The sequence below is a fragment of the Streptomyces sp. NPDC086777 genome, from assembly GCF_040702065.1.
Lineage (GTDB): Bacteria > Actinomycetota > Actinomycetes > Streptomycetales > Streptomycetaceae > Streptomyces.
Genome location: NZ_JBFBJI010000008.1, coordinates 116,247 through 140,342 on the forward strand (window position 1 = coordinate 116,247; position 24,096 = coordinate 140,342).

Here is a 24,096-nt window from a genome sequence, read left to right on the forward strand (position 1 = left end):
GGGTCCTCAGCCCTCCTGCTGGAGCAGCCGGTCGCAGGCCTTGACAGCGTTGTCGAGCGCCGCCTTGGGGCTCTGCTTGCCCTGCAGCGTCTTGGCGACCTCGTTGCGCAGGGCGGTCTTCATCTGGTCGCTGAACAGCACGGGGGTGTAGTTGACCGCGTTCTTCAGCGACTTGGCGGCGGCGATGCGCACCCGGGTCTCGTCGGTGCCGTCCTCCTTGGTGAAGTAAGGGTCGTCGAGGGAGCCGGCGGTGCTGGGGAAGATGGCGACCTTCTTGGCGAAGGACATCTGGTTCTGCGCGTCGGTCACGAAGTGCGCGAAGGCGACGGCGGCCGCCGTGTGCTTGGTCCTGGAGTTGACCATCACGCCCATCACGTACATGTTGACGTGGCCGGTGCTGGTGATCTGGTCGGTGATGCCGATGTTCTTGTACAGGTTCGGCGCCTGCTTCTTGAAGTTGTCCAGGTCGAGCGCGCTGCCGGGGTTCATGGCGACGGCCCCGGTGAGGAACTTCTTGCCGGTGGACTCGGGGGTCGCGGTCAGCGCCTGCGGGTCGAGCGCCTTGGCGTCGTACAACTCCTTGTACTTGGTGAGCAGTTCGACGCCCTTGGCGTCGTTGAAGGCGAACCCGGTCCCGGCCTTGTCCATCAGTTGCGAGCCGTACCGCCCGAAGTCCTCGATCGTCGGCACGTTGGCGAGGGTGGCGACCTTGCCGCCGCTGTGCTGCGCCATCCTCAGCGCGTCGGCGAAGAGTTCGTCGTACGTCTTCGGCGGCTGCTCCGGATCGAGTCCGGCCTGTGTGAACAGCGTCTTGTTGTAGAACAGCGGCCCGGTGTTCAGGTACCAGGGGAAGGCGTACGTCCCGTTCGTCCCCGGTATCCGGTGGCTGGCCCAGGCGCCGGCCAGGTACTCGGAGCTGTACTTGGCCGCCGCCTTGTCGAGGTCGAGGGCGAGACCCGCCTTGGCGAGCGGGGCGACCAGGTCCGGGGAGACGTTGACGACGTCGGGGAGGGTGCCGCCGGCCGCGTCCGCGCTGATCTTGTCGGCGTAACCCTCGGCCGGCTGGTCGATCCACTTCACATGGGTGCCCGGGTACTTCTTCTCGAAGTCCGCGACCAGGCCGTCGAAGTACGACTTGAAGTTCGCGCGCAGGTTCCAGGTCTGGAAGGTGATGTCGCCCTCGACCTTGCCCGAGGCGTCGGTGGAACCGCCGTCGTCCCCGCCGGAACCGCAGGCGCTCAGCGGCAGGGCGAGGACGGCGGCAGCGGCGAGGGCGAAGGCTCTGCGGGAGATGCGCATGGTCCGTTGCTCCTTTGCAGCGGTGTGGTCCTTGGGTGCCGCGCCAGACCTTGCACGCCGTTTTGGCGCCTCGTCAATGGATTCGGCGCAGCTAAAGTCATTAGTGACTCAAAAGCCCTGCTCAGAAGGGTGTTACGAACGTATTGCCAGGGATCGCTAATGCGCTTTAGGGTGTGACGACTCAAGCGCATTAGCAGATCGCGGTCCCGAACCGAATGAGGAAGTGAGTTGGCGGAGAAACGCAGCCCCGCGCGCCGGCCGACGATGAAGGACGTCGCGCGCCGCGCCGGAGTCTCCGAGAGCGCGGTCTCCTTCGCGCTCAACGGCCGCCCCGGGGTCTCCGAGACGACCAGGGCCCGGGTCCAGCGGGTCGCCGAGCAGCTCGGCTGGCGCCCCAGCACGGCCGCCCGGGCCCTGTCCGGCGAGGGCGCGGCCACCGTCGGCTTCGTCCTCGCCCGCCCCGCGCACTCGCTGGGCGTGGACTCCTTCTTCCTCCAACTGGTCTCGGGCATCCAGGAGGTGCTCGCCGAACGCCATCTCGGACTGCTCTTCCAGATGGCGGAGGACGTTGCCGACGAGTGCGCGGTCTACCGCCGCTGGTGGGCCGAGCACCGCGTCGACGGCGTCCTGGTCGTCGACCCCCGCGCCGACGATCCGCGCCCCGACCTCCTCGACGAACTGGGCCTGCCCGCCGTGGTGATCGGCGGCGCCCCCGACGAGCGCCACCCCGAGCTGTCGACGGTCTGGGCGGACGACGCGGCCGCGATGGCGTCGGTGGTCGACGAGCTGACCCGGCTGGGCCACCGGCGCATCGTGCACATCGCCGGCCTGCCCGGCCTCGCGCACACCCAGCGCCGGATCCGCACCCTGCGCGCCGAGGCCGACCGGCGCGGCCTGGCCGAGGTCCACTCGGTCACCACCGACTACTCCGACGCCGAGGGCGCGGCCGTCACCCGCCGCGTCCTGCGCGCGGCCCCGTCCCCGACGGCCCTGATCTACGACAACGACGTGATGGCGGTGGCCGGCGTCGCGGCCGCGGCGGAACTCGGCCACTCGGTCCCCGCCGACGTCTCCGTCGTGTCCTGGGAGGACTCGGCGCTCTGCCGCATGGTCAAGCCCTGGCTCTCCGCCCTCTCCCGCGACAGCACGGAGTTCGGCCGCACGGCGGCCCGGGAACTGACGGCCCTGCTGGACGGCGGCGCCGCACGCGCGGTGCGGGTGCCGGTCCCGCATCTGACGATCCGGGGCAGCACGGCACCCGCGCGTGCGTGAGCGCTCCGCCGGTCAGGGACTCTCGACGCGGAGCCCCGTGACCGGGCAGAGTGCCTCTTCGTACCGACGAGTAAGCCGCCTTCCCGCACCCCGAGGAGCGCCCGTGACCGACTGGGCCGGACGGACCGCCGCCGAGATCGCCGCCGCCGTACGCGAGAAGCGGGCCACTCCCCGGGAGGTGGTCGCCGGGCACCTGGAGCGGATCGCCCGGCTGGACGGGCGGATCGGCGCGTTCCGCACGGTCCGGGCGGATGCGGCACTGGCCGAGGCGGACGAGCTCGCGGCCCGTGCCGATCTCGCCGAACTCCCCCTCGCCGGAGTGCCGTTGGCGGTGAAGGACAACCTGGCGGTGCGCGGCGAGGCGCACCTGGACGGTTCCGCCGCGACACCGAACACGGCCGCCGACGCGGACCACGTCACCGTGGCGCGGCTGCGGGCGGCCGGGGCCGTGGTGATCGGGCTGACCAACGTGCCCGAGCTGTGCGTCTTCGGCACCACCGAGGGGGCCCACGGCATCACCCGCAACCCGTGGGACACCCGGCGCAGCGCGGGCGGCTCCTCGGGCGGCAGCGCGGCCGCGGTCGCCGCCGGGCTGGCGCCGATCGCCCTGGGCAACGACGGCATGGGCTCGCTGCGGATCCCGGCCGCCAACTGCGGTCTGGTCACCATCAAGCCGGGGTTCGGCGTGGTGCCGGCCGGGATCGGCAACGGCGACTGGTTCGGCATGTCGGAGAACGGGCCGCTGGCGACCACCGTGGCGGACGCGCGGCTGATGCTGTCGCTGCTGGCGGAGAAGGAGTTCGAGGACGCCGGCGGGCACGCCCCGCTGAGGATCGCCGTCTCGCTGCGCAGCCCGCTGGTCGGCGTGACCGTCGGCAGACCGTATACGAACGCGGTGACGGAGGCGGCCGGGCTGCTCGCGGGCACCGGACACGAGGTACGGCGCGCCGAGCCGCCGTACCCGGCGTCGATCGGTGTCACCGCGATCCGGCACTGGACCGCCGGGACGGCCGTGGACGCGGCCGGCCTGGACCCCGCCCTGCTGGCCCGGCGGACCCGGGTGCACGCGGCCATCGGACGCCGCTTCCTGCGTGGGGTGCAGGTGGGCGACGCCCGCGAGCGGCTGCGCGCCCGGCTCACCCCGTTCTTCACCGAGCACGACGTGCTGCTCACCCCGGCGCTGGCCCGCCACGCCCCGAAGGCGGCTCCCTGGCACGAGCGCGGCTGGCTGCGCAACGCCCTGGCCGGGTCCAACTACTCCCCCCTGACCCCGGCCTGGAACCTCACCGGCTGGCCGGCGATGTCGGTCCCGTTCGGCACGCTGCCCTCGGGCGCGCCCTGCGCCGTCCAGCTGGTGGGCCGGCCGGGGTCGGAGGCGGTCCTGCTGGAGGTGGCCCGGCAGCTGGAGACGCTGCGGCCCTGGCGGCGGACGGCGCCTGTCGACTGAGCACGCGGGGGGGGCAGCACCGCGGCGGGCCGTCGTTCGTCCGCGGCACCCCCGCGAGCGCTACGGCCGCTTCGGCTCGGTCATCCGGCAGGGCGCCTCCACGACCGCCGCAGGGTGCAGGGCGAGCCGCTCCTCGTTCCGGGCCCCGCCGATCTCCTGGGGGCCGACGCCCCCGGCGGCCCGGAACCAGGGGGCTTGCACCGACAGGCCGGGTCACAGGGCGCGGTACATGATGTGCAGGCCGACCGGGCCGTGCTTCGGGTGGTCGAAGGCGCGCGGTACCGTGCCGAGGATCGTGAAGCCGAGGGAAGTCCACAGGGCCACGGCGGGGTTGGTCTCGACGACGGCGTTGAAGACCATCGCCCGGTAGCCGTGCGCCCGGGCCTCGGCGAGGACGTGCTCGGCGAGGGCGCGTCCGATGCCCTGGCCGCCCCGGTCCGGGTCGACCATGAAGCCGGCGTTGGCGACCCGCGCGGCGGGGCCCCCGTAGTTGGGGGTCAGGTAGGCGGAGCCGACGACGGCTCCGGCGGGGTCCTCGGCGACGTAGACCCGTTTCGCCGGGCTCATCCACAGGGCGCGGGCCGCCTGCTCCGAGGTGTCGGGGTCCCAGCCGTAGGTCTCGGCGGCGGCGACGATCCGGTGCCAGAAGGGCCAGATCTGCGGCCAGTCGGCCGCGGTGGCTTCTCTGATCAGCATGGGCGTGAGTCTCGCACGCCCATGCGCGTCGGCGATCGCGACGGGACTGACCGGCCGGTCAGTCCACGCTGGGCAGGATGTGGGGCTCGGCGAGATCCTCCTCGTAACCCGCGAGGCGGATCGGGGCGGACCGGGCCCACACGTCGAGGCTGCCGAGCTGTCCGGGCCTGCTGCCCGCGCGCTCCGTGCGTTCCGTGGGGCGCTGCTCGCGATTCGTCTTGTCAGGTGTCACCGCGCACTCCTTCTGTGTCGGTCACCCTCGGGGGCGCTTCCGGACAGTCTGCGTTCCGGTGCTCGGCGCCCGCTCGGGTCTGGGTCAAAGGCCGGTTCGGACGCGGTGGCGCCGGTATCTCGCAAGAGAGCAGGCCGTTGTCGACCGGCTTGTCCCCGGGACGGACCGTGGGTGTGGGTGGGACCCCTTGGTGCTGTCCGTCCCCTACAGATTAACCAAATGAGCGGGGGTCCGCTCGATAGGGAGTGCAAACAAGGTGTAACTATCGCGAGTCGCTCCGCAATTCGGTGAACCAGAAATGCACCCGTTTGTAACATCATGCCCTGTATACGCTTCACCCGCCCGCCTCTCGAATTCGAACGCAAGTTCCCAGCGGTGGGGTGAAGCCGCAACACGCTGTGCAGTTCAGGTTGCGTTGGCCGGGTCGAAAACTCGACATGATCCGATGGCGCAGGACAACGGCTGTCTCGCGGAAGGACTGACGCATGGAGCTGCGCAGCGTCGAGGAGCTGATGGATCTGCTGTACGCCTGCCGGCACCAGCGCGCCCTGCGCGCCGCGGCACTGCTGCGCCGCGGCCGCCCCGCCGACAAGGAGCTCCAGGTGGCAGGCCTGGTGCACGGCATCGAGGAACTGCTCGGCCGCGCCGACGGCGCGGCGCACGCGGTCCGCCACCTCCTCGGGGAACGCGTGTACCACCTCGTCCGTGGGGACCGCACCGCCTCCGACGACGACGTGCTGCGCCTGCGCCAGGCGGCCGAGGAAAGCCGCACCGCGGGCTTCGACGCGGGCGTCCTGGAGGACTGGCGGACCGTCCTGGAACTGGTCGCCGCCCGCAACTCCCGCCTGGGGGCTGTCGACTGACGTCCCGTCATGAGACGGTACGGCGATGACGTCATCGTACGGGCCGTCGTACGGGCTCCGGGGCCGGGCGGCCGTCGTCACCGGCGGCACCCGCGGGATCGGCCGCGCGGTCGCCGAGGCGCTCGCGGCGGCCGGCGCGCTGGTGTGCGTGAGCGCGCGGGACCCGGACGAGGTGCGGCGTACGGCTGCCGGGCTGGGCGGGGTCGGCCTGGCCGGCAGCGTCGGTGAGCCGGAGCACGCACGGGAGCTGACCCGGCTCGCGCTGACCGAGTTCGGGCGGCTGGACATCCTCGTCAACAACGCCGCGACCAACCGCCCGTACGGCCCGCTCATGGACGCCGACCTGGGCATGTGGCGGGAGGCGTTCACGGTGAACGTGGAGGCCCCGCTGCGGCTGACGCAGTGTGCGTGGCGCGGCTGGATGCGGGAGCACGGCGGCTCCGTGATCAACATCTGCACGGAGGGCGCGGCCCACGTCGGCCCCCACGTCGGCGCGTACGGCACCAGCAAGGCGGCGCTGCTCCATCTCACCCGGCAACTGGCGGGCGAACTGGCACCCCGGGTACGCGTGAACTCGGTGTCCCCCGGGCTGGTGCGCACGGAGATGGCCCGCTTCATGTGGGAGCCGCGGGAGGACGAGATCGCCGCGGGGCTGCCGATGGGGCGGATCGGCGAGCCGGAGGACGTGGCGGGCGCGGTGCTGTGGCTGGCCTCGGACGCGGCGGAGTGGGTGACCGGAGCAGACCTGGTGGTGGACGGCGGCACCCGGGTACGAGCGGCACGTATCCCCGGCTGACGGAGCACAGGCCGTCCCGTCACGCGGCTACCGCAGGTCCCCGGGGGCGCGGGGACCTGCGCGACCAGCCTCCGCGCACCCGCACCCGCACCCGCACCCGCACCGGGTCGCGGTCACCACCTGCCGGGCTCGTAGTCCTTCAGGAAGACCCCGTACACGTCCTCGCCCGCCTCGCCCCGCACGATCGGGTCGTAGACGCGGGCCGCGCCGTCGACCAGGTCCAGGGGGGCGTGGAAGCCCTCCCCGGCCAGTCGCAGCTTGTCGTAGTGCGGTCGTTCGTCGGTGATCCATCCCGTGTCGACCGAGGTCATGAGGATGCCGTCGGTCTGGAACATCTCCGCCGCGCTGGTCCGCGTGACCATGTTCATGGCCGCCTTGGCCGCGTTCGTGTTGGGGTGCCCGGCACCCTTGTAGCCGCGGCCGAAGACGCCCTCCATCGCCGACACGTTCACGACGTACGACCGGCCGCGCGGCGCCGTCTTCGCCGCCGTGGCCATGGCCGGCCGGAGCGCGCTGATCAGGATGAACGGTGACGTGTAGTTGCAGAGCTGGGTCTCCAGCAGCTCGACCGGCGAGATCTGGTCGATGGTCTGCACCCAGGTGTTGGTGTCGACGACGTCCGGGACGAGGCCGCCGGCGTCGATGGCGGTGCCGTCCAGGTGCCGGGCCACGCTGGCGTTGCCCGCGACCAGGGCGAGGTCGGCGACCTGCTGGGCGTCCAGGCCGCTGGTGCCCAGGGGCAGCGCGGCGAGGCCGTCGACGGCGCCCGAGTTGAAGGCGCCGATGACCTGGTGGGCGGGGAGCTCGCCGGCGGGCAGCGGGGCGCTCTCGCCCTCGACCAGGGCGGCGTAGGCGGACGGCAGCCGGCGTACGGTCTGGGTCGCGTTGTTGATCAGGATGTCGAGCGGGCCGGCCGCGCCGACCTGTTCCGCGAGGGCGACGGCCTGGGCGGGGTCGCGCAGGTCGATGCCGACGACCTCCAGGCGGTGCAGCCAGTCCGCCGAGTCCTCCATCGCCTTGAACCGGCGGATGGCGTCCTTCGGGAAGCGTGTGGTGATCGTCGTGTGGGCGCCGTCGCGCAGCAGCCGCAGCGCGATGTACATGCCGATCTTGGCGCGGCCGCCGGTGAGCAGGGCGCGCTTGCCGGTCAGGTCGGCGCGGGCGTCGCGCTTGGCGCGGTTCAGCTCGGCGCAGTCCGGACAGAGCTGGTGGTAGAAGTAGTCGACCTCGACGTAGCGGGTCTTGCAGGTGTAGCAGGAGCGCGGGCGCTGGAGTATCCCCGCGACCCTGCCCTCCTCGGTCCGGGAGGAGGGCAGCAGGCCCTCGGTCTCGTCGTCGATGCGCTGCGCGGAACCCGTCGCGGTGGCCTCGGTGACCGCCTTGTCGTGAGCGGTCTTGGCGGCCCGGCGCTCCTGGCGGCGGCGCTGCTTGACCGTGCGGTAGATACCGGCCGTGGCCCGGCGCACCGCGATGGCGTCCGGGTGGTCGACCTCCAGCTCGTCCAGCTCGGCGAGCACACCGAGGCAGACGGCGAGCCGCTCGGGGTCGATGCCGCGGCCGTGGGCCACGGCCCCGTCCGCGGCCTCGTCCACGGACCGCACCGCGTCCTCGGCCGCCGGGCCGTCCTGTGTCACCGTCATCGCGCTGCCGCTTCCCTGATCCACCAGCGGCGCTCCGACTCGCGCCCGCTTTCGAACGGGGAATTTTACGGAGCGCCGGGCGATACCTCCAAACCCGACCGGATCATGGATCGCAGACCGCGATCAGCGAGTCGACCTCGTCGGTGACCGCGCGGGCCAGCACGTCGAGGTCGGGGACGGCGCTCGCGTCGGCGACCAGGCCGTAGTGGACACGGTTGCGGTAGGTGGAGATGGCGACCGCCAGGGACTGACCGGGCGCGAGCGGGGCCAGCGGGTAGACGGCCGTGAGCGGGTGACCGCCGAGGCACAGGCCGATGCCCGGCAGCGGCACGCTGGTGACCAGGATGTCGAACCAGAGCCGGGCGGCCTGGCCGACGAGCGGCCCGCCGAGCCGGTGCCCGAGCGCCGGCACGTGGTCGGCGAGCAGGGCGACGGCACCGGCGCCCCGGTTCGGGCCGGCGTCCTTGTTGCGGACCATCGACGTGCGGACGCGGTCGAGGCGGGCGAGCGGGTCGGGGTCGTCGACCGGAAGCCGTATCAGGTACCCGGACAGCCGGTTGCCCTGCGGGGCCGCGGTGCGCGGGCGGCGCCGGGAGACGGGGATCAGGGCGCGCGGGGCGACGCCCTCGGTGCCGTCGCCGCGCTCGTCCAACCAGCGGCGCAGGGCGCCGGCGACGACGGCGATCAGGACGTCGTTGACGGTGCCGCCGACGGCCTTGCGGACGCGGTGCACGTCGTCGATGTCGAGGTCGACCCCGGCGATGCTGCGGGTGCCGGTGGGCTCGGACCGCAGCGCGGCCGAGGAGCTCACCCCTAGCGCGGACAGCGCGACCGAGGCGCCGATGTCGAGGGCCCGGCCCACGTCGGAGAGGGCGCCGCGCACCAGCTCGGGCAGCCTGCGCACGTCGGGCAGCGCCAGCATCGGGCGCGGCGGCTCGATCGAGCGAGGGGCCCGCGCCGGCAGGTCGAGCGGGTCCATGACGCCCGCCGCCAGCTTGAGGGCGCGCAGGCCGTCGGCGAGGGCGTGGTGGAACTTGAACAGCACCGCGAAGGACACCCCGTCCTCGCCGGGCAGCACGTGCGCCTCCCAGGGGGGCCGGCCGCGCTCCAGCGGACGCTCCATCAGCCGGCCGGCGACGGCATGGAAGTCGGCGGTCGGGGCGTGCAGCCGGACGTGGTTCAGGGGGTCGAAGTCCGGGTCGGTCTCGCGGGCGGCACCGCCGAACGCGAGCGGCTGCCAGACGTCTTTGATGCGCATCCGCAGTCCGGGGACCGCGGCGGCCCGGGCGGCGAGCAGATCGGCGGCGTGCGCGCCGGCGGTCGGCGAGTGCGCCGAGAAGACGCCCAGCGCGCCGAGGTGCATCGGGTGCTGTTCGGACTCGATGTTCCAGAAGGCCAGATCGAGCGGGGCGAGCAGGTCAGCAGTCGCAGTCATCGAAAAGGGTGCCTCGCGTTGGCGGAGGGTGGATCAGCAGTCAAACGCCGACTCATGATTACGGTCAAGTACGATCACGCTACGCTCAGTTAACAGCAGATTAAGTCCCGCCTCCTCCGAAAGAGGCGGGACTCATGCGACACCTGAGGTCACTTCAGCGCGGGTGGTCCCGCCTCGGGTGACGTACCCCACTCTGACGGGCGCGGGCCGACCGTGAACGCCAGCGAGCGCAGGGAGCGCAGCGCGCCGGTCGTCAGGTAGGTGCGGCCGTAGTCGGTGCCGTCGGTGCGGGCCTGCTGGATGTACCGGTGGTCCGCGGAGGTCCCCGGTGCGGTCACCGTGAACCCGCCGCTCGGCCAGAAGCGCCGGTCGAGGCGGACGTCGGCCCGGTCGAAGACGGGCGTGGACAGGCCCCAGGTGCCGTAGCCGGGCTGGACCGGGAAGAGGCCGAGGGACGACAGGACGTTCCAGGCGGACATGGTGCCGAGGTCGTCGTTGCCGGTCATCCCGGTCGGGCCGTCGGTGAACAGGGTCAGCGCCGCGTGCACCACGTCGGTCGTCTTCCAGGGCTGGCCGGTGGCGAGGTAGGTGTACGGGGCGATCAGGTCCGGCTCGTTCATCGGGTTGTAGACGGCCGCGTTGTAGTAGGTGTATGCGTTCCCGTGCACCCACACCTCGCGGGCGGTCCTGGCCGGGTCGGCGAGCAGCCTGTCGTAGGCGAAGAAGGCGTCGAGCCGTGCGTTGGTGGCACGCTCGCCGCCGATCAGGGAGATCACGCCGGGCAGGTCCTGCGGGACGAGCCACTGGTACTGCCAGGCGGTGCCCTCGTGGAAGCCGATGCCGCGGGCCGGGTCGGGGTCGCCGGTGAAGAGGCCGGAGGCGTCGCGGGCGCGGAAGAAGCCGGTGGAGGGGTCGAAGACGTTGCGGTAGTTCTGCGCCCGGGTGGCGTAGCGGGCCGCGTCCTCGACATGGCCGAGGTCCCGGGCCATCTGCCCGAGCATCGCGTCGGACAGAGCGTACTCCAGGGTGACGGAGGCGCCGTGGTCGTAGTCGGAGTCACCCACCTTGGTGTGCGGGCGGCCCTTGAGGTAGGGCGCGTAGCCGTCGGCGAGGTACTCGGCGTTGGCCTCGCGGCCGACCCCGGCGTTGGCGGCCGGCGGCACGCCGTCGGCGTTCCTCCTCAGCGCCCGGTAGGCCTGCTCCTCGTGGCCCTTGAGCAGGCCCAGCTGGTAGGCGGTGGTCAGGAACGGGGTGACCGGGTCGCCGGTCATGATGTTCGTCTCGACGGTGCCGTAGCCCCACTTGGGCAGCCAGCCGCCCTCCTCGGCGACCTTCAGCACCGACAGCGCCATGTCGCGGGCCTCGCGCGGGGCGAGCAGGGCGAGGGCCTGGGCCTGCGTGCGGTAGGTGTCCCAGAGCGACCAGTTCTGGTAGTAGGTGAACCCCTGGGCACGGTGGATCCGGCGGTCCCAGCCGGTGTACCGGCCGTCGGCGTCGGCCCCGACGTTGGGCGCGAGGAAGGTGCGGTACAGGGACGAGTAGAAGGTGCGGCGCAGGGTCGGGGAGCCGCCCTGCACCCGGACGCCGGCGAGCCGCCGCTCCCAGGCGTCCCGGGCCGCCCGCCGTACCGCGTCGAACGAACGTCCGCCCTCGGCGCGCAGATTGGCCTCGGCGCCGTGTGCGTCGACGTACGACAGGGCGGTGGTCGCCTCGACCGTACGGTCCCGGGTGGTGTCGAAGCGGACGTAGGCGCCGTCGGCTCCGGTGCGGGCGCCGGGGGCGACCGCGGTGCCGTTCCAGGTGCCGTACGCGGTGAAGGGGCGGCTGAAGCGGGTGACCGTGTAGACGGTGTAGGGGGCGGTCTCGCGGCAGAAGCCGTGGCCGGTGATCCGGGAGCGGACGGTGTGGTCGTCGAGGATCTCGACCTCGCTGCCGGCCGGCCTGTGCAGTGCCTGGTGGGCGTTGAGCAGGACGTTGGCCTTGCCGGTGGCCGGGAAGGTGTAGCGCTGGACGCCGGTGCGGGCGGTCGCGGTCAGCTCGGCCGTCACGCCCGAGTCGAGGCCGACGCGGTAGTAGCCGGGGCTCGCCGCCTCGTCGGCGTGACCGAACCCGGCGGCGTACTTCGCGTAGTCCGTCTGCGTGACGTCGCCGGTGGTGGGCAGCACGGGCAGGTCGCCGCCGATGGCGCAGCCGACGCCGGAGAGGTGGACCAGGGAGAAGCCGCGGATCCGGTGCTGGGCGTAGTCGTACCCGGTGCTGTGCCCGGTGTCCGGGGAGAGCTGCACCATGCCGAAGGGCACGGCGGCGCCGGGGAACGTGTTGCCGTCGTCCTGGCTGCCGATGAAGGGGTTCACCAGGTCGGCCAGGCTGCCCCCGGCCGGTTGGGCGGCCTCCGCGGCGGGGGCGGTGAGCAGCGCGGACGCCGTCAGCACGGCGGCGAGGCACAGCCGGGTGCGCCGGAGAGCCGCGGTGGTATGTGACATACCACTGGCCTCTCTCGTCCCTCTCATGTCGGATGACCTCCGAAGTTCGACATTGCTGTCTGCATCGTGAGGGGAGAGTGGCGCAAAGTCCGGCAAATGAGGGTTATTCACTCACAGCGCGTCGCGCACGAGTTGGCGTGCGTGCCGGGGCTACGAGACGATCTGGCCCTTCCCGAGGGCGATGACCCCGCCCTTGGAGACGGTGTACAGCTCGGTGTCCCGGTCCGGGTTGACGCCTATCGTCGCGCCCGGTGGGACCTCGACGTTCTTGTCCAGGACCGCGCCGCGCACCACCGCGCCCCGGCCCACCACGACGTTGTCGTGCAGCACCGACCCCTGGACCACCGCGCCCGGGTCGACCCGCACGCCCGGGGACAGCACGGACCGGGTGACCTGACCCCGGATCAGGCAGCCCGCGCTGATGATGGACTCGCTCGCCATGCCGCCGGCGTTGAAACGGGCCGGGGAGAGCTGGTACGAGTGGGTGTAGACGGGCCAGCTGCGGTTGAAGAGGTTGAAGGCGGGCCGCTCGGCGATCAGGTCCATGTGGGCGTCGTAGTACGCGTCGAGGGTACCGACGTCCCGCCAGTAGCCGCGGTCGCGGCTGGTCTCGCCGGGGACGTGGTTGGCGGCGAAGTCGTAGAGCTGGGCCTCGCCGCGGGCGGTGAGCTGGGGCAGGATCGAGCCGCCCATGTCGTGCACCGAGTGGTCGTCCTCGGCGTCCCGGTGCAGGGCCTCCACCAGGGCCTTGGTGGTGAAGATGTAGTTGCCCATGGAGGCGAAGACGCAGTCCGGGGCGTCCGGCAGACCCGGCGGGTCGGCGGGCTTCTCCAGGAAGGTCCCTATCGTCTGCCCGTCCGAGCCCGGGGTGATCACGCCGAACGCCGAGGACTCCGCGCGCGGGATGCGGATCCCCGCGACCGTGACCCCGGCGCCGCCCTCGATGTGCTGCTGGAGCATCTGCCGGGGGTCCATGCGGTAGACGTGGTCGGCGCCGAACACCGCGACGTAGTCGGGCTGTTCGTCATGGACCAGGTTGAGGGACTGCAGGATGGCGTCGGCACTGCCCAGGTACCAGCGCGGGCCGAGCCGCTGCTGTGCCGGGACCGGGGTGACGTAGTTGCCGAGCAGGCTGGACATCCGCCAGGTGGTGGTGATGTGCCGGTCCAGCGAGTGCGACTTGTACTGGGTCAGCACGCAGATGCGCAGCACGTCCGCGTTGACCAGGTTGGACAGCACGAAGTCGACCAGGCGGTAGGTGCCGCCGAAGGTGACCGCTGGTTTCGCCCGGTCGGCGGTCAGCGGCATCAGGCGCTTGCCCTCCCCGCCGGCCAGCACGATCCCGAGTACCGAAGGCCCACCACGACGCATGGCCGCTCCCCTCACCCTGGTGCTCCATGCCTGCCCTGGGAGCACACCCGCTAAGCCTGCACCGTGATCGCGTCGAACAGGCGGCCTGTTCGTTACGCCTGTCGTTACGCCTGTTTGAGGATCTCCTCGTACAGCCGGACCGTGCGCCGGGCCACGGCGTCCCAGCCGAACTCCCCGACGGCGCGCTCCCGTCCGGCCTCGCCCATCCGGCGGGCGGTCTCCCGGTCGCCGACGACGGCGTCCAGCGCCCGCGCCAGGCCGTCCTCGAAGTCGTCGTCCAGGTCGACCAGCAGGCCCGTCCTGCCGTCCTCGACGACCTCGGGGATCCCGCCGACCCGGGACGCCACCACGGGCGTGCCGCAGGCCATCGCCTCCAGGTTGACGATGCCGAGCGGCTCGTAGACCGAGGGGCAGGCGAACACGGCCGCGTGGGTGAGGAGTTGGATGACGTCGGCGCGCGGCAGCATCTGCGGGATCCAGTGCACGCCCGCGCGGACCCGGCTCAGCTCCGCGAACAGCTCGCGGAACTCCCGGTCGATCTCCGGGGTGTCGGGCGCGCCGGCACACAGGACGACCTGCGCCGCCGGGTCGATGTCCCGTACCGCGCGCAGCAGATGGGGCACGCCCTTCTGGCGGGTGATGCGGCCGACGAACAGCACGTAGGGGCGGCGGGGGTCGATGCCGATGCGGGCGAGGACGTCGGTGGAGCGGTCCGGGCGGTAGAGGGCCGTGTCGATGCCGTTGTGCACGACGTGGACCTTCGCCGGGTCCAGCGCGGGGTAGCAGTCGAGGATGTCGGTGCGCATCGCACCGGAGACGGCGATCACGCCGTCGGCGGCCTCGATCGCACTGCGCTCGGCCCAGCTCGACAGGGCGTAGCCGCCGCCGAGTTGCTCGGCCTTCCAGGGCCGCAGCGGCTCCAGCGAGTGGGCGGTCACCACGTGCGGGACGCCGTAGAGCATCTTGGCGACGTGGCCGGCGAGGTTGGCGTACCAGGTGTGGGAGTGCACGAGTTCGCGGCCTTCCAGGCCCGCGGCCATGGCGAGGTCCACCGAGAAGGTGCGCAGCGCGTCGTTGGCGGTGTCCAGGGCGGTCCAGGGGCGGTGCCGGACGACGCCGACCCCGCGGCCCTCGCCCCAGCAGTGCACCTCCAGGTCGACCAGGGGCCGCAACTCCCTGGCGAGGAACTCCACGTGAACGCCCGCGCCGCCGTAGACGTCCGGGGGGTACTCCCGGGTCAGCAGTCCGACTCGCACCCGCAACCCCTCGCTCTCCACGGCCGGTTGTTCCATGGTCACCCAGATGCGGCGCGCGGGGAAGAGCACGGTGGTTGTGTGAAACAACAGTCACCGCAGACCCCGCCGCCCGGTACCCGGTAGTAGAGGCAGCAGCTGCGGCGCCGGAAGGCCAGGCCGGCGCGGGTGCCGGTGGCGCTCAGCAGGGGGTGCGCGAAGAGGGTGTCGGCGAGGGTGCGGGTCCGGGCGGCCACATCCGCACAGTCGTTCGCACGCGCCCAGCGGTCCAGCTCCCGTGCGGCACCGGCCAGCGCGGCGGCGGCGTTGCCCCCCAGCAGGCCCGCGGCGAGGCCGTAGCGGTCCCGCAGGGCCGCGCCCAGCGGCACGAGATGACCGTCCACGACGACGCGTACGACGGTGTCGGCGAGCGCGGCCGGGCCGGTGCCGCCGGGCAGGGGGCGCACCTCGGTGAGCCGGAGGTCGTCGGGGGCGGTGGCGCCGGGATCCCACAGGAGCAGGCCGGGGTCGAGGTCGGGGAGGCGGCCGCAGCGGACGGCACAGCCGAGGGCGACGGACCAGAGCCGGGCGGCCAGCGCCTGATGGGCGACGGAGGCGGCGACCCGGGGTTCGGTGGCACCCAGACGCCTCGAAACGGTGTCGACACGGAAAGTCAACGGATCTCGGTAAACATCCGATGTGAGTTTTTTGTAGGCCTTTGCCAGTGTCGTGGATTGACCGGTCCGCGCCGGGTCGGGGTCTCCTACCGCGGGCCGTACCGTGCGCAGGACGAAGAAGCCGCCGAGCGGGCGCAGCGCGGCGAGATCCGGGTCCAGGTCCTCGAACAGGTCCACGAACAGCAGTAGTACCAGGCCTCGCCGGATCCCGGGCGCACGCCCTCTCCACCCGGCGGTCCCCACCCTGGGGATGATCAGGATCCCGGCGTACTCCATCGGTAGTAGGACCCATTAGGTGCTCAGGTACGACGACGGGAAGCACACGGACGGGCAGAGTGTTGCTCATGGAAGCCGACCGATCACCGCGCGGGGCCAACCGGCCGCGCCTGACGCAGAGGAGCCGAGTATGAGCGCCCTCGCGTTGTCCGTGTTGCTTTCCTTCGTCTCCGCCGTCGCCTACGCGGGCGGGGCGATCGTGCAGGAGCAGGTGGCGGTCTCCTCCCCCGACGAGCAGTACGCGCCGCTGCGCCGCCCGAGCTGGTGGGGGGCGATGGCGCTCAACGGCCTCGGCGGCCTGCTGCACGTGGTGGCGCTGGCCTACGGCCCGCTGAGCCTGGTCCAGCCGCTGGGCGCGCTCACCATCGTGTTCGCGCTGCCCATGGCCGCCCTCTTCGTCGGCCGCCGGGCCGGGGCGACCGCCTGGCGGGGCGCGATCATGGCGACCGTCGGTCTGGCCGGTCTGCTCTCCCTGGTCGGCTCCTCCGACGCGCACACCCTGGACTCCGCCGGGCGGATCGGCGTCGCGCTGGTCACCGGTGGGGCGGTCGCCGCGCTGATGATCGCGGGCCGGGCCGCGCACCGGCACCCGGCGGTGCGCAGCGTGCTGCTCGCCACCGCGTCCGGCATAGCCTTCGGCATGTCCTCGGTGTTCACCAAGGTCGTGGCGATCGACTGGGACGGCGGGATCGCCACCGCCGACCTGCTCTGGCTCTCCGTGATCGGCGCCTACGCCGTCGCGGGCGTCCTGATCTCCCAGGCCGCCTACCGCGGCGGCGGCCTCGCCGCGCCGCTGGCCACGCTCACCGTGGTCAACCCGGTGCTGGCGGCCGCCGTCGGCATCACGATGTTCGGCGAGACGTTCCGCTACGGCACGACGGGCACCCTGCTGGCGCTGGGCTGCGGTGTGGTCGCGGCGGGCGGCCTGATCCTGCTGACCACCGAGCGCATCGAGCACACTCCGCACCCGGCCCGGCCGGTGCCGGAGCCCGCCGTGGCCGAGGTGTCGCCCGAACCGCTGGTCGAGGCGCTGGTGGAGCTGGCCGAGGCGGGCCTGGCGTCCGCCGACGCCGCGCGGCCGGAACCGGTGGAAGCGGTCCGGCCTGCTGCTGCCGCACGGGTCGAGATGCCGCGGCAGCGGTCGGGATCCGCGGCGCCGGACGTGGTCCCGGACGTGGTCCCGGACGTCGCCGACGTGCTGCTGCCCCCCGCCGAGTACCTGCACGGTCCGCTGCTGAACCGACGGCGTACGCGGATCAGATCCTGACGCCGCCGGCCCGGAGATAGGCGACCGGGTCGATGTCCGTGCCGAAACCGGGCCCCGTCCGCACCTCGAAGTGCAGATGCGGGCCCGTGGCGTTTCCGGTGGAACCGGAGCGGCCGATCCGCTGCCCCGTGGACACGCTCTGCCCGGCCCGTACCGAGATCGCCGACAGATGGCCGTACTGCGTGTAGCGGCCGTCGGCGTGCCGGATGACGACCTGGTAGCCGTAGGAGCCGCCCCAGCCCGCCGTGACGACCTGCCCGGTCTCGACCGCCTTCACCGAGGTGCCGGTGGGCGCAAGGAAGTCCACGCCGGTGTGGTAGCCCTTCGACCAGTGCGAGCCGGAGACGCGATAGCCGGTGCCGATCGGGGCGTCGACGGGGGCGACGAGGGGGTGGCCGGTGTGGGTGGCGGTCTTCGCCTTCCCGGCCTTGGTCCCGGACTTCGTCCTCGTCTTCGTATCGGCCTTCGGGTGGACCTTGGACCTGGCCTTGGGGGCGGTCGTCCTCGCCGCCTGGCCCGTCAGGCTCAGCCGCTGTCCCGGCAGGATCAGGTCGGGGTCGGAGCCGACCGTCGTGCGGTTGGCCGCGTACAGTCGGTGCCAGCCCCCGGACACGTCGTGTTCCTCGGCGATCCCGGAGAGCGTGTCGCCGTGCACGACGGTGTACATCTCGGCCTGGCCGGCCCGGGACTGCGGCGTGGTCTGCGGCTGTACGTCCCGTACGGAACTCCGCGCGGCGCCCTTGGCCGGACTCTTCGCGGTGTGGTGCGTCGCGGGACGGGTGGCGGCGGTCTCGGTGTGCACGTCGGGGGTGTCGCCGCCGCGGGTGAGCCCGGCCCGTACCGAGCAGACCGGCCAGGCGCCCGGCCCCTGGCCGTCGAGGACCTTCTCCGCCACCGCTATCTGCTGGTCCTTGGTGGCGAGGTCGGCGCGCGGCGCGTACCGCGTGCCCCCGTAGGCCTCCCAGGTGGACTGGGTGAACTGCAGCCCGCCGTAGAAGCCGTTGCCGGTGTCGATGCTCCAGTCTCCGCTGGACTCGCAGGCGGCGACCCGGTCCCAGGTGGACGCGGAGGCCGCGTCGGCGCTTCCGGCGGCGGCGAGCGGGAGCGCGAGGCCGGCGCCGCCCGCCGTCACGGTGAGCGAGGCGCGGTTGATCCTGTTCGGCTGGTACCGGCGGTGCCGTCCGCGATCGGCCATGTCTGGAGCCCCCCTCGCCACGCGCGTCAGGAAGGCCAAAAGTAAGCGTCCCGAACAGGCCATGACAAGACGGCAATCAGCCGCCTCTCGGCCCTGCCGGTCCGGCCGCCACGCCCGAACGCGCGCGACCGGGAACGGCGCTGACGCGCCGTCAACCGCGCCGGTCCGGCGGGACCCCGCGAGACGTCTCACGAGGTTACTGAGCCGTCGGGCCCCTGTCGTCCGTATCTGCAAGTGCGGCCGGTCGAACGGCGGGTCAGGATGGCCTTTGGGCAATACTGGCGGGCATGAGCGGCGGCAGCATCCCTTGCACGTTCTACGGGATCGACTTGATTCTTGAGGAGCAGGCGGTATGAGCACTTCGGCGCAGATCGGCGTCACGGGTCTCGCGGTCATGGGCCGCAACCTCGCCCGGAACTTCGCGCGCAACGGCTACACGGTGGCGTTGCACAACCGCACGGTGTCGAAGACACACGAGCTGGTGGAGAACTTCGGGGACGAGGGCGACTTCATCGCGGCCGAGACCGCCAAGGAGTTCGTGGCGGCGCTGGAGCGGCCCCGCCGGCTGGTCATCATGGTCAAGGCGGGCGGTCCGACGGACGCGGTGATCGAGGAGTTCGCACCGCTCCTGGAGCCCGGCGACATGATCATCGACGGCGGCAACGCGCACTTCGCGGACACCCGGCGGCGCGAGAAGGCGCTGCGCGAGCAGGGCATCCACTTCGTGGGCATGGGCGTGTCCGGCGGTGAGGAGGGCGCGCTGCACGGGCCGAGCATCATGCCGGGCGGCCCGAAGGAGTCGTACGACTCGCTGGGCCCGATGCTGGAGAAGATCTCGGCGAAGGCGGCGGACGGCGCGCCCTGCGTCACGCACATCGGCCCGGACGGCGCCGGGCACTTCGTGAAGATGGTGCACAACGGCATCGAGTACGCCGACATGCAGCTGATCGGCGAGGCGTATCAGTTGCTGCGGGACGTCGCCGGGTACTCCCCCGCGCAGATCGCGGACATCTTCCGGACCTGGAACACGGGCCGGCTCGACTCGTACCTGATCGAGATCACGGCGGAAGTGCTGGCGCACGTGGACGCGGCCACCGGCAAGCCGTTCGTGGACGTGGTGGTGGACCAGGCGGAGCAGAAGGGCACCGGCCGCTGGACGGTCCAGATCGCGCTGGACCTGGGCGTGCCGGTGTCGGGTATCGCGGAGGCGGTCTTCGCGCGCTCGCTGTCCGGCCACGCCGACCTGCGGACGGCGTCGCGGGACCTGGCCGGCCCGAAGCCGAAGGCGCTGTCCGGGGCCGAGGCGGCGGCGTTCGCGGACCGGGTGGAGCAGGCGCTGTACGCGTCGAAGATCGTGTCGTACACGCAGGGCTTCCACGAGATCCAGGCGGGCAGCGACGAGTACGGCTGGGACATCGACCTCGGGGCGGTGTCCTCGATCTGGCGGGGCGGCTGCATCATCCGGGCGGCGTTCCTGGACCGGATCCGGGCGGCGTACGACGCGCGGGCGGACCTGCCGAGCCTGCTGTCGGACGAGACGTTCGCGCGGGAGATCGCGCAGGCGCAGGACGACTGGCGCGAGGTGATCATCGCGGCGACGCGGGAAGGGGTCGCCGTGCCCGGCTTCTCGGCGGCGCTCGCGTACTACGACGCCCTGCGGGCGGAGCGGTTGCCCGCGGCGCTCACGCAGGGGCAGCGGGACTTCTTCGGGGCCCACACGTACCGGAGGGTGGATCGCGAGGGCTCGTTCCACACACTGTGGGGCGGGGACCGCTCGGAGGTCACGGCGTAGCGGTCGCCGTCGCAGGCTCCGCGGGGGCACGGGTGCGGTGGCGCGCCCGCGTTCCGCGGAGCCCCGTGTCCCCCGGATCCGGCGCGATGCGGTCCTTCCCCCCGCGCGTTGATATTCTCGCTGCCCGCCTCGGCACGCTGCCGGGCCGTGGCTTCGGGGGGATCGATGGCACCGCATCTCGTCTTTGTGCACGGGGTCGGCAAACCGCACGACGCGGGCGAGATCCTGGACCGCTGGCGGCGGGCGCTTGCCGACGGGGCACGGGCCGCGGGCCACGGGCGTGGCGCGGACCGTCTGCTGGACGGCACCTCCGTCGACGTACGGCTCGCCTACTACAGCGATCTGTTCCCCCGGAAGGGGTCTGCGGTCGCGTCCGCGTCCCCGGAGGCGGACGACGAGAACGCCGAGCTGGCCGAGATGCTGCTGGACGCGGTCGACGAGCGACTGGCGGGCAGCGACGACGACCGCGAGGCACAGGTGCTGAGGCGGGCCCGGTCCCAGCTCGCGCCGGAGGGACAGGCGCAGGGCCCCGGCGACCTGCTGCGCCGTGTGCTCGCCGCCGGGAACACGCTGCTCTCCCTGCCCGGGCTGCGCACGGTCGGCGGGTGGACGAGTTCCGCACTGATGGTCAGTGACCTCCGCCAGGTGCGGCAGTACCTCTCCCGGGGCCACCTCGACGAGGCACAGGTGAGCCTCGACCGGCGGATCCGTGCCCAGGTCCACGCGGAGCTGGATCCCGACGCGCCCACCGTCGTCGTCGCCCACTCGCTGGGCACCGTGGTGGCGTTCGAGACGTTGCACGCCCACCCGGGACCGGTGCCCCTGTTCGTCACGCTGGGCTCGCCCATCGGCATGCGGGCGGCGGTCCAGCGCCGGATGCGGCCCCGGCCGCTGTCCGCTCCTCCCGGGGTGGAGCGGTGGCTGAACTTCTGGGACCGCGACGACTTCATCACCGCGTGGCCGAAGATCGAGACCTGGGTCGCGCCCAACGCGCGGGCGGCGGCACCTGTCACCGGGCGAGTCGACTCCGACGGCCTCCACGTCCACCCCGTGGTCAACTACCTGGCGCAGCCCGCAGTGGCCGGGCCGGTCGTCGAGGCCCTTGAGGTCGCTGTTCCCGCATGACGCCGTCGTCCCCGCCCCGCCATCTCCTGGTCGTCGCGCCGCAGTGCGCGGACCTCGGACCGCTCGACGGCCTGGAGGAGGTGGCCGGTGCGCTCCACGGCGCACTCGCCGACGGCTCCGTGGGTGGCTGCGTCTCGGCCCTGCCCGCGGAGCCGTCGCTCCTGTGCGGGCCGGACGTGGGGCAGGCCCGGATGGAGAAGGCGGTCCGGACGGCGGCCGAGCGGGCGGGGCGGGCGGAGGCCACCCTGGTGCTCGCGTTCCTGGGGCACGGCACCACGCCCGGCGACACCCCCCGGCTCTGCTTCATGGCGGGCGACTCCCGCGCCGACGCACCCACGACCGTCGTCGACGTTGCGGGACTGCTGACCGAGGCCGTGGACACCCCGGGCGTCCAGGGCGTCGTCGCGCTGATCGACACCTGCCACGCCGGCGGCGCCGTACCCGACGTGATGCGGCTGGGCGCCGGGATCCGGCGTGGCGCCACCATGCTGTCGCTGGTGACATCGGTGAGCGTCGCCGAGGAGGCCTACGGACTCGCGTTCACCCGCGGACTCGTGCGCGTCCTCCGGGAAGGCGTCGCCGATGCAGGGGAGTTCCTCACGGCCCACGCCGTCCGCGACGCCGTCAACGCGACCGCGGGGACCGGCGCGCAGGTCATGACGGTGAACGGCGACGCCTTCGGGCAGCACCCCTGGGTCGCGCGCAACGCCCGGCACGCGCGGGCGGGCGGGCCGCTGTTCGGGACGGCGGGCGAGGAGGCGCTGCGGTGGGCCCTCGAACCGCTCGGTGCGCTCGTTCCGGAGTTCCCCCTGGAGAGCCCGCAGGACCTGGAGATGCTGAGAGAGTCGCTGTCCGTGCTGGCCAAGGGCACGGGCGCGAAATCCCACGCGCCCGCCCTGCTGGCGGCCGGGAGGGTGGCCGACGGGCTCGCGGACGCACATCGCACGACGGAGCTCCTGCTGCGCTGGCCCGGCGGGCCGCTCACGTCGGTCCGCATCCGGCGGGCGTTCTCCACGGCCGCGGGCGGCGTGGTCCCCGCTCCGCGCACCGGGGGCGGGGACCTGCTCCGGGACTGCGTGGAGTTGCTGCGCCTGCGGGTCCCGCGCGCGGGAGGAAGCCGTACCGCGCCACTGGCCGCCTTCGTCGCCGCGCTGGCCGTCGAGGACGAACTCACCGCGCAGCGGCCGGAACTGGCGGCCTGGGCGGCGGCCCTCCAGGCCGTGGTGGAACTCAACGACGCGTTCGCCGCGCTGACCGAACGCACCGCCGAGGGCAGGCTGCGGCTGGTCGTCAGCCTGCACGCGGCCGTCGCCGACGACTGGCCGGAGAGCCTGCTGGTCTGGCTGCTCGACCGAGACACTCCCGTGCAGCGCGGGGAGTTCCCCTGCGGCCCCGGTCAGCAGGGCGTCGAGGAGGCACTCGGCACCGTGCTGGCCTGGGCGGCCCGATCCGCCCGGCAGACGGGGCTGAGACTCCGGCACGTCGACATCGCGGCCCCCGCGGCACTGCTCGCGTGCTGGCATCCCGAGGAGACCCGGGTCGGCCGGCGCCTGGGCGCGCTGTACAACGTCGTCCTGCGCTGGAGCGACCGGCTCTGCCCGCCCGCCCACGCCTTCTGGATCAACGACTACGCGCGGGACCGGCTCGACGCCATGGGCAAGGGCGAGGGGACACCGCTGGACTGGCTCGGCCGGGAGGAGACCGGCCGTGCGGACGATCTGGCCGACCGGCTGGAGAACGGCCCCTACGAACGGGCGCTCGCGCTCGCCCACCGTCCCGACCGGCTGGAGGACTTCCTGCCGGCCCTGCTCGCCTACGCGCCGATCGTGCTGTGGCCGCGACGGCCCGGCGAGCTTCCGGCGGCCTCCCGCACCAGCGTGGAACGCCACTGGGACCTGTTGCCCGGCGAACTCAGCGCCGCCTACCGCAGCGCGTGGAAGCAGCACCCGGACGGGTCCGGGCCGACGTCCGCCCACGCGGACCTCGCACAGGTGCGGTCGGTGTGGCTGGACGCCGGCTGGCTGGACTTCTGCGACTGGTTCGACACCCGCTCGGGCGAAGGAGAGAGCAGCGAATGACCTGGAACCCCTTCTACGTCGGCGACGGCACGCCCAAGGACGTGGATCTCGGGGAGCCGCCGCCGTGGCGCGCCTTCCCGCGGCACTCCCCGCACGAACTGTTCCGGCCGCCGCCGGGCCTGGTGGAGGCGGTGAACGCGGCCCTCGTCCTGCGCCGGCCCCTCCTGCTCACCGGTGCTCCCGGGTCGGGCAAGTCCAGCGTGATCGGGCAGGTGGCGGCCGAGTTGAAGCTCGGTGAGCCACTGCGCTGGCACATCACCTCGCGCAGCACCCTCGTCGACGCCCTCTACCGCTACGACGCACTGGGCCGCATCCACGCCCACCGCATGGGCGCCACCGGGGACGACATCGCCCCCTTCCTCCGGCTCGGCCCCCTGGGCACGGCTCTGCTGCCTGCGAAGCACCCGCGCGCCCTGCTCATCGACGAGATCGACAAGAGCGACTTCGACCTGCCCAGCGATCTCCTCGACGTGCTGGAGCGCGGCGAGTTCGAGATCCCGGAGCTGGCGCGTCACCACGCGGACGACGTCGGGATCCGCGAGTGGGGCGGAGACGGTCTGCACACGATCGTCAAGGGGCGGATCCGCTGCGAGACGTTCCCCTTCATCGTGCTGACCAGCAACGGCGAACGCGACTTCCCCGCCGCGTTCCTGCGCCGCTGCGTCCGCTTCACGATGCCCGCGCCGACCACCGCCTCGCTGCGCGGGATCGTGGCGGCCCACCTGGAGATCACACAGGAGCACTCCGCCTCGGTGGACGCCCTGGTCGCCGGGTTCGTCGAGCGGCTCGCGGCCGGGGAGAGCCTTGCCGTGGACCAGCTGCTGAACGCCGTGCACGTGCTGACCGGTGCCCAGGCTCCCGCGCCGGAGAGCGTGCAGGAGGTTCTCGACCTCGTCCTGCGCGAGCTGTCCCGTGTCTGA

Annotated in this window: 21 protein-coding genes; 10 read left to right on the forward strand and 11 right to left on the reverse strand. The window is 72.7% G+C overall.

Features of this window, described 5'->3' with window-relative positions:
* Positions 1 to 6: 6 nt before the first annotated feature.
* Positions 7 to 1,299: an extracellular solute-binding protein gene (locus tag AB0472_RS13980; RefSeq protein ID WP_366356327.1), complete on the reverse strand. Its 1,293-nt coding sequence runs from the start codon at positions 1,297 to 1,299 to the stop codon at positions 7 to 9.
* Positions 1,300 to 1,563: 264 nt separating this feature from the next.
* Between AB0472_RS13980 and AB0472_RS13985 the strand changes: the two genes are divergently transcribed.
* Positions 1,564 to 2,571 (forward strand): LacI family DNA-binding transcriptional regulator, encoded by a 1,008-nt coding sequence (locus tag AB0472_RS13985; protein ID WP_366356543.1) that lies wholly within the window; start codon positions 1,564 to 1,566, stop codon positions 2,569 to 2,571.
* Positions 2,572 to 2,674: 103 nt separating this feature from the next.
* Positions 2,675 to 4,018, forward strand: coding sequence for an amidase family protein (locus AB0472_RS13990; protein WP_366356329.1), 1,344 nt, complete (start codon positions 2,675 to 2,677; stop codon positions 4,016 to 4,018).
* Positions 4,019 to 4,078: 60 nt separating this feature from the next.
* Here AB0472_RS13990 and AB0472_RS13995 read toward each other — a convergent pair whose 3' ends face one another.
* The 3 genes from AB0472_RS13995 to AB0472_RS14005 are packed head-to-tail and all read right to left on the reverse strand — an operon-like array spanning position 4,079 to position 4,946.
* Positions 4,079 to 4,219 carry a hypothetical protein gene (locus AB0472_RS13995; protein WP_366356331.1) on the reverse strand — a complete coding sequence of 47 codons (141 nt, stop codon included), beginning with the start codon at positions 4,217 to 4,219 and terminating at the stop codon, positions 4,079 to 4,081.
* Between the two features lie 12 nt (positions 4,220 to 4,231).
* Positions 4,232 to 4,714, reverse strand: a complete 483-nt coding sequence (locus AB0472_RS14000; RefSeq protein WP_366356333.1) for a GNAT family N-acetyltransferase — start codon at positions 4,712 to 4,714, stop codon at positions 4,232 to 4,234.
* 58 nt (positions 4,715 to 4,772) lie between these two features.
* Positions 4,773 to 4,946, reverse strand: a complete 174-nt coding sequence (locus tag AB0472_RS14005) for a hypothetical protein (protein WP_366356335.1) — start codon at positions 4,944 to 4,946, stop codon at positions 4,773 to 4,775.
* A gap of 485 nt (positions 4,947 to 5,431) precedes the next feature.
* On the opposite strand from AB0472_RS14005, the gene AB0472_RS14010 reads away from it, so the two are divergent.
* Both AB0472_RS14010 and AB0472_RS14015 read left to right on the forward strand, forming a co-directional pair.
* Complete coding sequence (locus tag AB0472_RS14010) at positions 5,432 to 5,809, forward strand: hypothetical protein (protein ID WP_366356337.1); 378 nt, start codon at positions 5,432 to 5,434, stop codon at positions 5,807 to 5,809.
* Between the two features lie 25 nt (positions 5,810 to 5,834).
* Entirely contained in the window at positions 5,835 to 6,605 is a 771-nt protein-coding gene (locus AB0472_RS14015; RefSeq protein ID WP_366356339.1) for an SDR family oxidoreductase, read from the forward strand.
* Positions 6,606 to 6,718: 113 nt separating this feature from the next.
* Here the strand turns inward: AB0472_RS14015 and AB0472_RS14020 are convergent, their stop codons facing one another.
* From AB0472_RS14020 to AB0472_RS14045, 6 genes are all read right to left on the reverse strand, one after another.
* Positions 6,719 to 8,245, reverse strand: a complete 1,527-nt coding sequence (locus AB0472_RS14020; RefSeq protein WP_366356341.1) for an SDR family NAD(P)-dependent oxidoreductase — start codon at positions 8,243 to 8,245, stop codon at positions 6,719 to 6,721.
* 103 nt (positions 8,246 to 8,348) lie between these two features.
* Positions 8,349 to 9,680 carry a wax ester/triacylglycerol synthase family O-acyltransferase gene (locus AB0472_RS14025; RefSeq protein ID WP_366356343.1) on the reverse strand — a complete coding sequence of 444 codons (1,332 nt, stop codon included), beginning with the start codon at positions 9,678 to 9,680 and terminating at the stop codon, positions 8,349 to 8,351.
* Between the two features lie 149 nt (positions 9,681 to 9,829).
* Positions 9,830 to 12,163 carry a GH92 family glycosyl hydrolase gene (locus AB0472_RS14030; protein WP_366356344.1) on the reverse strand — a complete coding sequence of 778 codons (2,334 nt, stop codon included), beginning with the start codon at positions 12,161 to 12,163 and terminating at the stop codon, positions 9,830 to 9,832.
* A 150-nt stretch (positions 12,164 to 12,313) separates the two neighbouring features.
* Positions 12,314 to 13,534, reverse strand: a complete 1,221-nt coding sequence (glgC, locus tag AB0472_RS14035) for a glucose-1-phosphate adenylyltransferase (protein WP_366356345.1) — start codon at positions 13,532 to 13,534, stop codon at positions 12,314 to 12,316.
* 104 nt (positions 13,535 to 13,638) lie between these two features.
* On the reverse strand, positions 13,639 to 14,790 hold the full coding sequence (gene glgA, locus AB0472_RS14040) for a glycogen synthase (RefSeq protein ID WP_366356545.1): 1,152 nt from the start codon (positions 14,788 to 14,790) through the stop codon (positions 13,639 to 13,641).
* A 38-nt stretch (positions 14,791 to 14,828) separates the two neighbouring features.
* Positions 14,829 to 15,554: a (2Fe-2S)-binding protein gene (locus AB0472_RS14045; RefSeq protein WP_366356546.1), complete on the reverse strand. Its 726-nt coding sequence runs from the start codon at positions 15,552 to 15,554 to the stop codon at positions 14,829 to 14,831.
* Between AB0472_RS14045 and AB0472_RS14050 the strand changes: the two genes are divergently transcribed.
* Both AB0472_RS14050 and AB0472_RS14055 read left to right on the forward strand, forming a co-directional pair.
* Entirely contained in the window at positions 15,501 to 15,632 is a 132-nt protein-coding gene (locus tag AB0472_RS14050; RefSeq protein ID WP_366356559.1) for a hypothetical protein, read from the forward strand. The two genes, AB0472_RS14045 and AB0472_RS14050, sit on opposite strands and share 54 nt — an antisense overlap.
* A gap of 217 nt (positions 15,633 to 15,849) precedes the next feature.
* On the forward strand, positions 15,850 to 16,986 hold the full coding sequence (locus AB0472_RS14055; protein WP_366356346.1) for a DMT family transporter: 1,137 nt from the start codon (positions 15,850 to 15,852) through the stop codon (positions 16,984 to 16,986).
* On the opposite strand, the gene AB0472_RS14060 is transcribed toward AB0472_RS14055, so the two are convergent.
* Positions 16,976 to 18,181, reverse strand: a complete 1,206-nt coding sequence (locus AB0472_RS14060) for a transglycosylase family protein (protein ID WP_366356347.1) — start codon at positions 18,179 to 18,181, stop codon at positions 16,976 to 16,978. The two genes, AB0472_RS14055 and AB0472_RS14060, sit on opposite strands and share 11 nt — an antisense overlap.
* Before the next feature lie 352 nt (positions 18,182 to 18,533).
* Here AB0472_RS14060 and gndA point away from each other — a divergent pair, with 352 nt between their 5' ends.
* From gndA to AB0472_RS14080, 4 genes are all read left to right on the forward strand, one after another.
* Entirely contained in the window at positions 18,534 to 19,973 is a 1,440-nt protein-coding gene (gndA, locus tag AB0472_RS14065; protein WP_366356349.1) for an NADP-dependent phosphogluconate dehydrogenase, read from the forward strand.
* 165 nt (positions 19,974 to 20,138) lie between these two features.
* Entirely contained in the window at positions 20,139 to 21,098 is a 960-nt protein-coding gene (locus AB0472_RS14070; protein ID WP_366356351.1) for an alpha/beta hydrolase, read from the forward strand.
* Positions 21,095 to 23,176: a hypothetical protein gene (locus tag AB0472_RS14075; protein ID WP_366356353.1), complete on the forward strand. Its 2,082-nt coding sequence runs from the start codon at positions 21,095 to 21,097 to the stop codon at positions 23,174 to 23,176. Before AB0472_RS14070 ends, AB0472_RS14075 begins: the two co-directional genes overlap by 4 nt.
* The gene (locus AB0472_RS14080) at positions 23,173 to 24,096 is read left to right on the forward strand and encodes a MoxR family ATPase (protein WP_366356354.1); all 924 of its coding nucleotides are present in this window, start codon (positions 23,173 to 23,175) and stop codon (positions 24,094 to 24,096) included. The genes AB0472_RS14075 and AB0472_RS14080 overlap by 4 nt, the downstream gene beginning before the upstream one ends.

What these genes read in the sequence shown, in the direction of transcription:
- AB0472_RS13980 (WP_366356327.1), bottom strand. Translation starts at nt 1,299, where the DNA reads ATGCGCATCTCCCGCAGAGCCTTCGCCCTCGCCGCTGCCGCCGTCCTC.
- AB0472_RS13985 (WP_366356543.1), top strand. Translation starts at nt 1,564, where the DNA reads ATGAAGGACGTCGCGCGCCGCGCCGGAGTCTCCGAGAGCGCGGTCTCC.
- AB0472_RS14000 (WP_366356333.1), bottom strand. Translation starts at nt 4,714, where the DNA reads ATGCTGATCAGAGAAGCCACCGCGGCCGACTGGCCGCAGATCTGGCCC.
- AB0472_RS14010 (WP_366356337.1), top strand. Translation starts at nt 5,432, where the DNA reads ATGGAGCTGCGCAGCGTCGAGGAGCTGATGGATCTGCTGTACGCCTGC.
- AB0472_RS14015 (WP_366356339.1), top strand. Translation starts at nt 5,835, where the DNA reads ATGACGTCATCGTACGGGCCGTCGTACGGGCTCCGGGGCCGGGCGGCC.
- AB0472_RS14020 (WP_366356341.1), bottom strand. Translation starts at nt 8,245, where the DNA reads ATGACGGTGACACAGGACGGCCCGGCGGCCGAGGACGCGGTGCGGTCC.
- AB0472_RS14025 (WP_366356343.1), bottom strand. Translation starts at nt 9,680, where the DNA reads ATGACTGCGACTGCTGACCTGCTCGCCCCGCTCGATCTGGCCTTCTGG.
- AB0472_RS14030 (WP_366356344.1), bottom strand. Translation starts at nt 12,163, where the DNA reads ATGTCACATACCACCGCGGCTCTCCGGCGCACCCGGCTGTGCCTCGCC.
- glgC (WP_366356345.1), bottom strand. Translation starts at nt 13,534, where the DNA reads ATGCGTCGTGGTGGGCCTTCGGTACTCGGGATCGTGCTGGCCGGCGGG.
- AB0472_RS14055 (WP_366356346.1), top strand. Translation starts at nt 15,850, where the DNA reads ATGAGCGCCCTCGCGTTGTCCGTGTTGCTTTCCTTCGTCTCCGCCGTC.
- AB0472_RS14060 (WP_366356347.1), bottom strand. Translation starts at nt 18,181, where the DNA reads ATGGCCGATCGCGGACGGCACCGCCGGTACCAGCCGAACAGGATCAAC.
- gndA (WP_366356349.1), top strand. Translation starts at nt 18,534, where the DNA reads ATGAGCACTTCGGCGCAGATCGGCGTCACGGGTCTCGCGGTCATGGGC.
- AB0472_RS14070 (WP_366356351.1), top strand. Translation starts at nt 20,139, where the DNA reads ATGGCACCGCATCTCGTCTTTGTGCACGGGGTCGGCAAACCGCACGAC.
- AB0472_RS14075 (WP_366356353.1), top strand. Translation starts at nt 21,095, where the DNA reads ATGACGCCGTCGTCCCCGCCCCGCCATCTCCTGGTCGTCGCGCCGCAG.
- AB0472_RS14080 (WP_366356354.1), top strand. Translation starts at nt 23,173, where the DNA reads ATGACCTGGAACCCCTTCTACGTCGGCGACGGCACGCCCAAGGACGTG.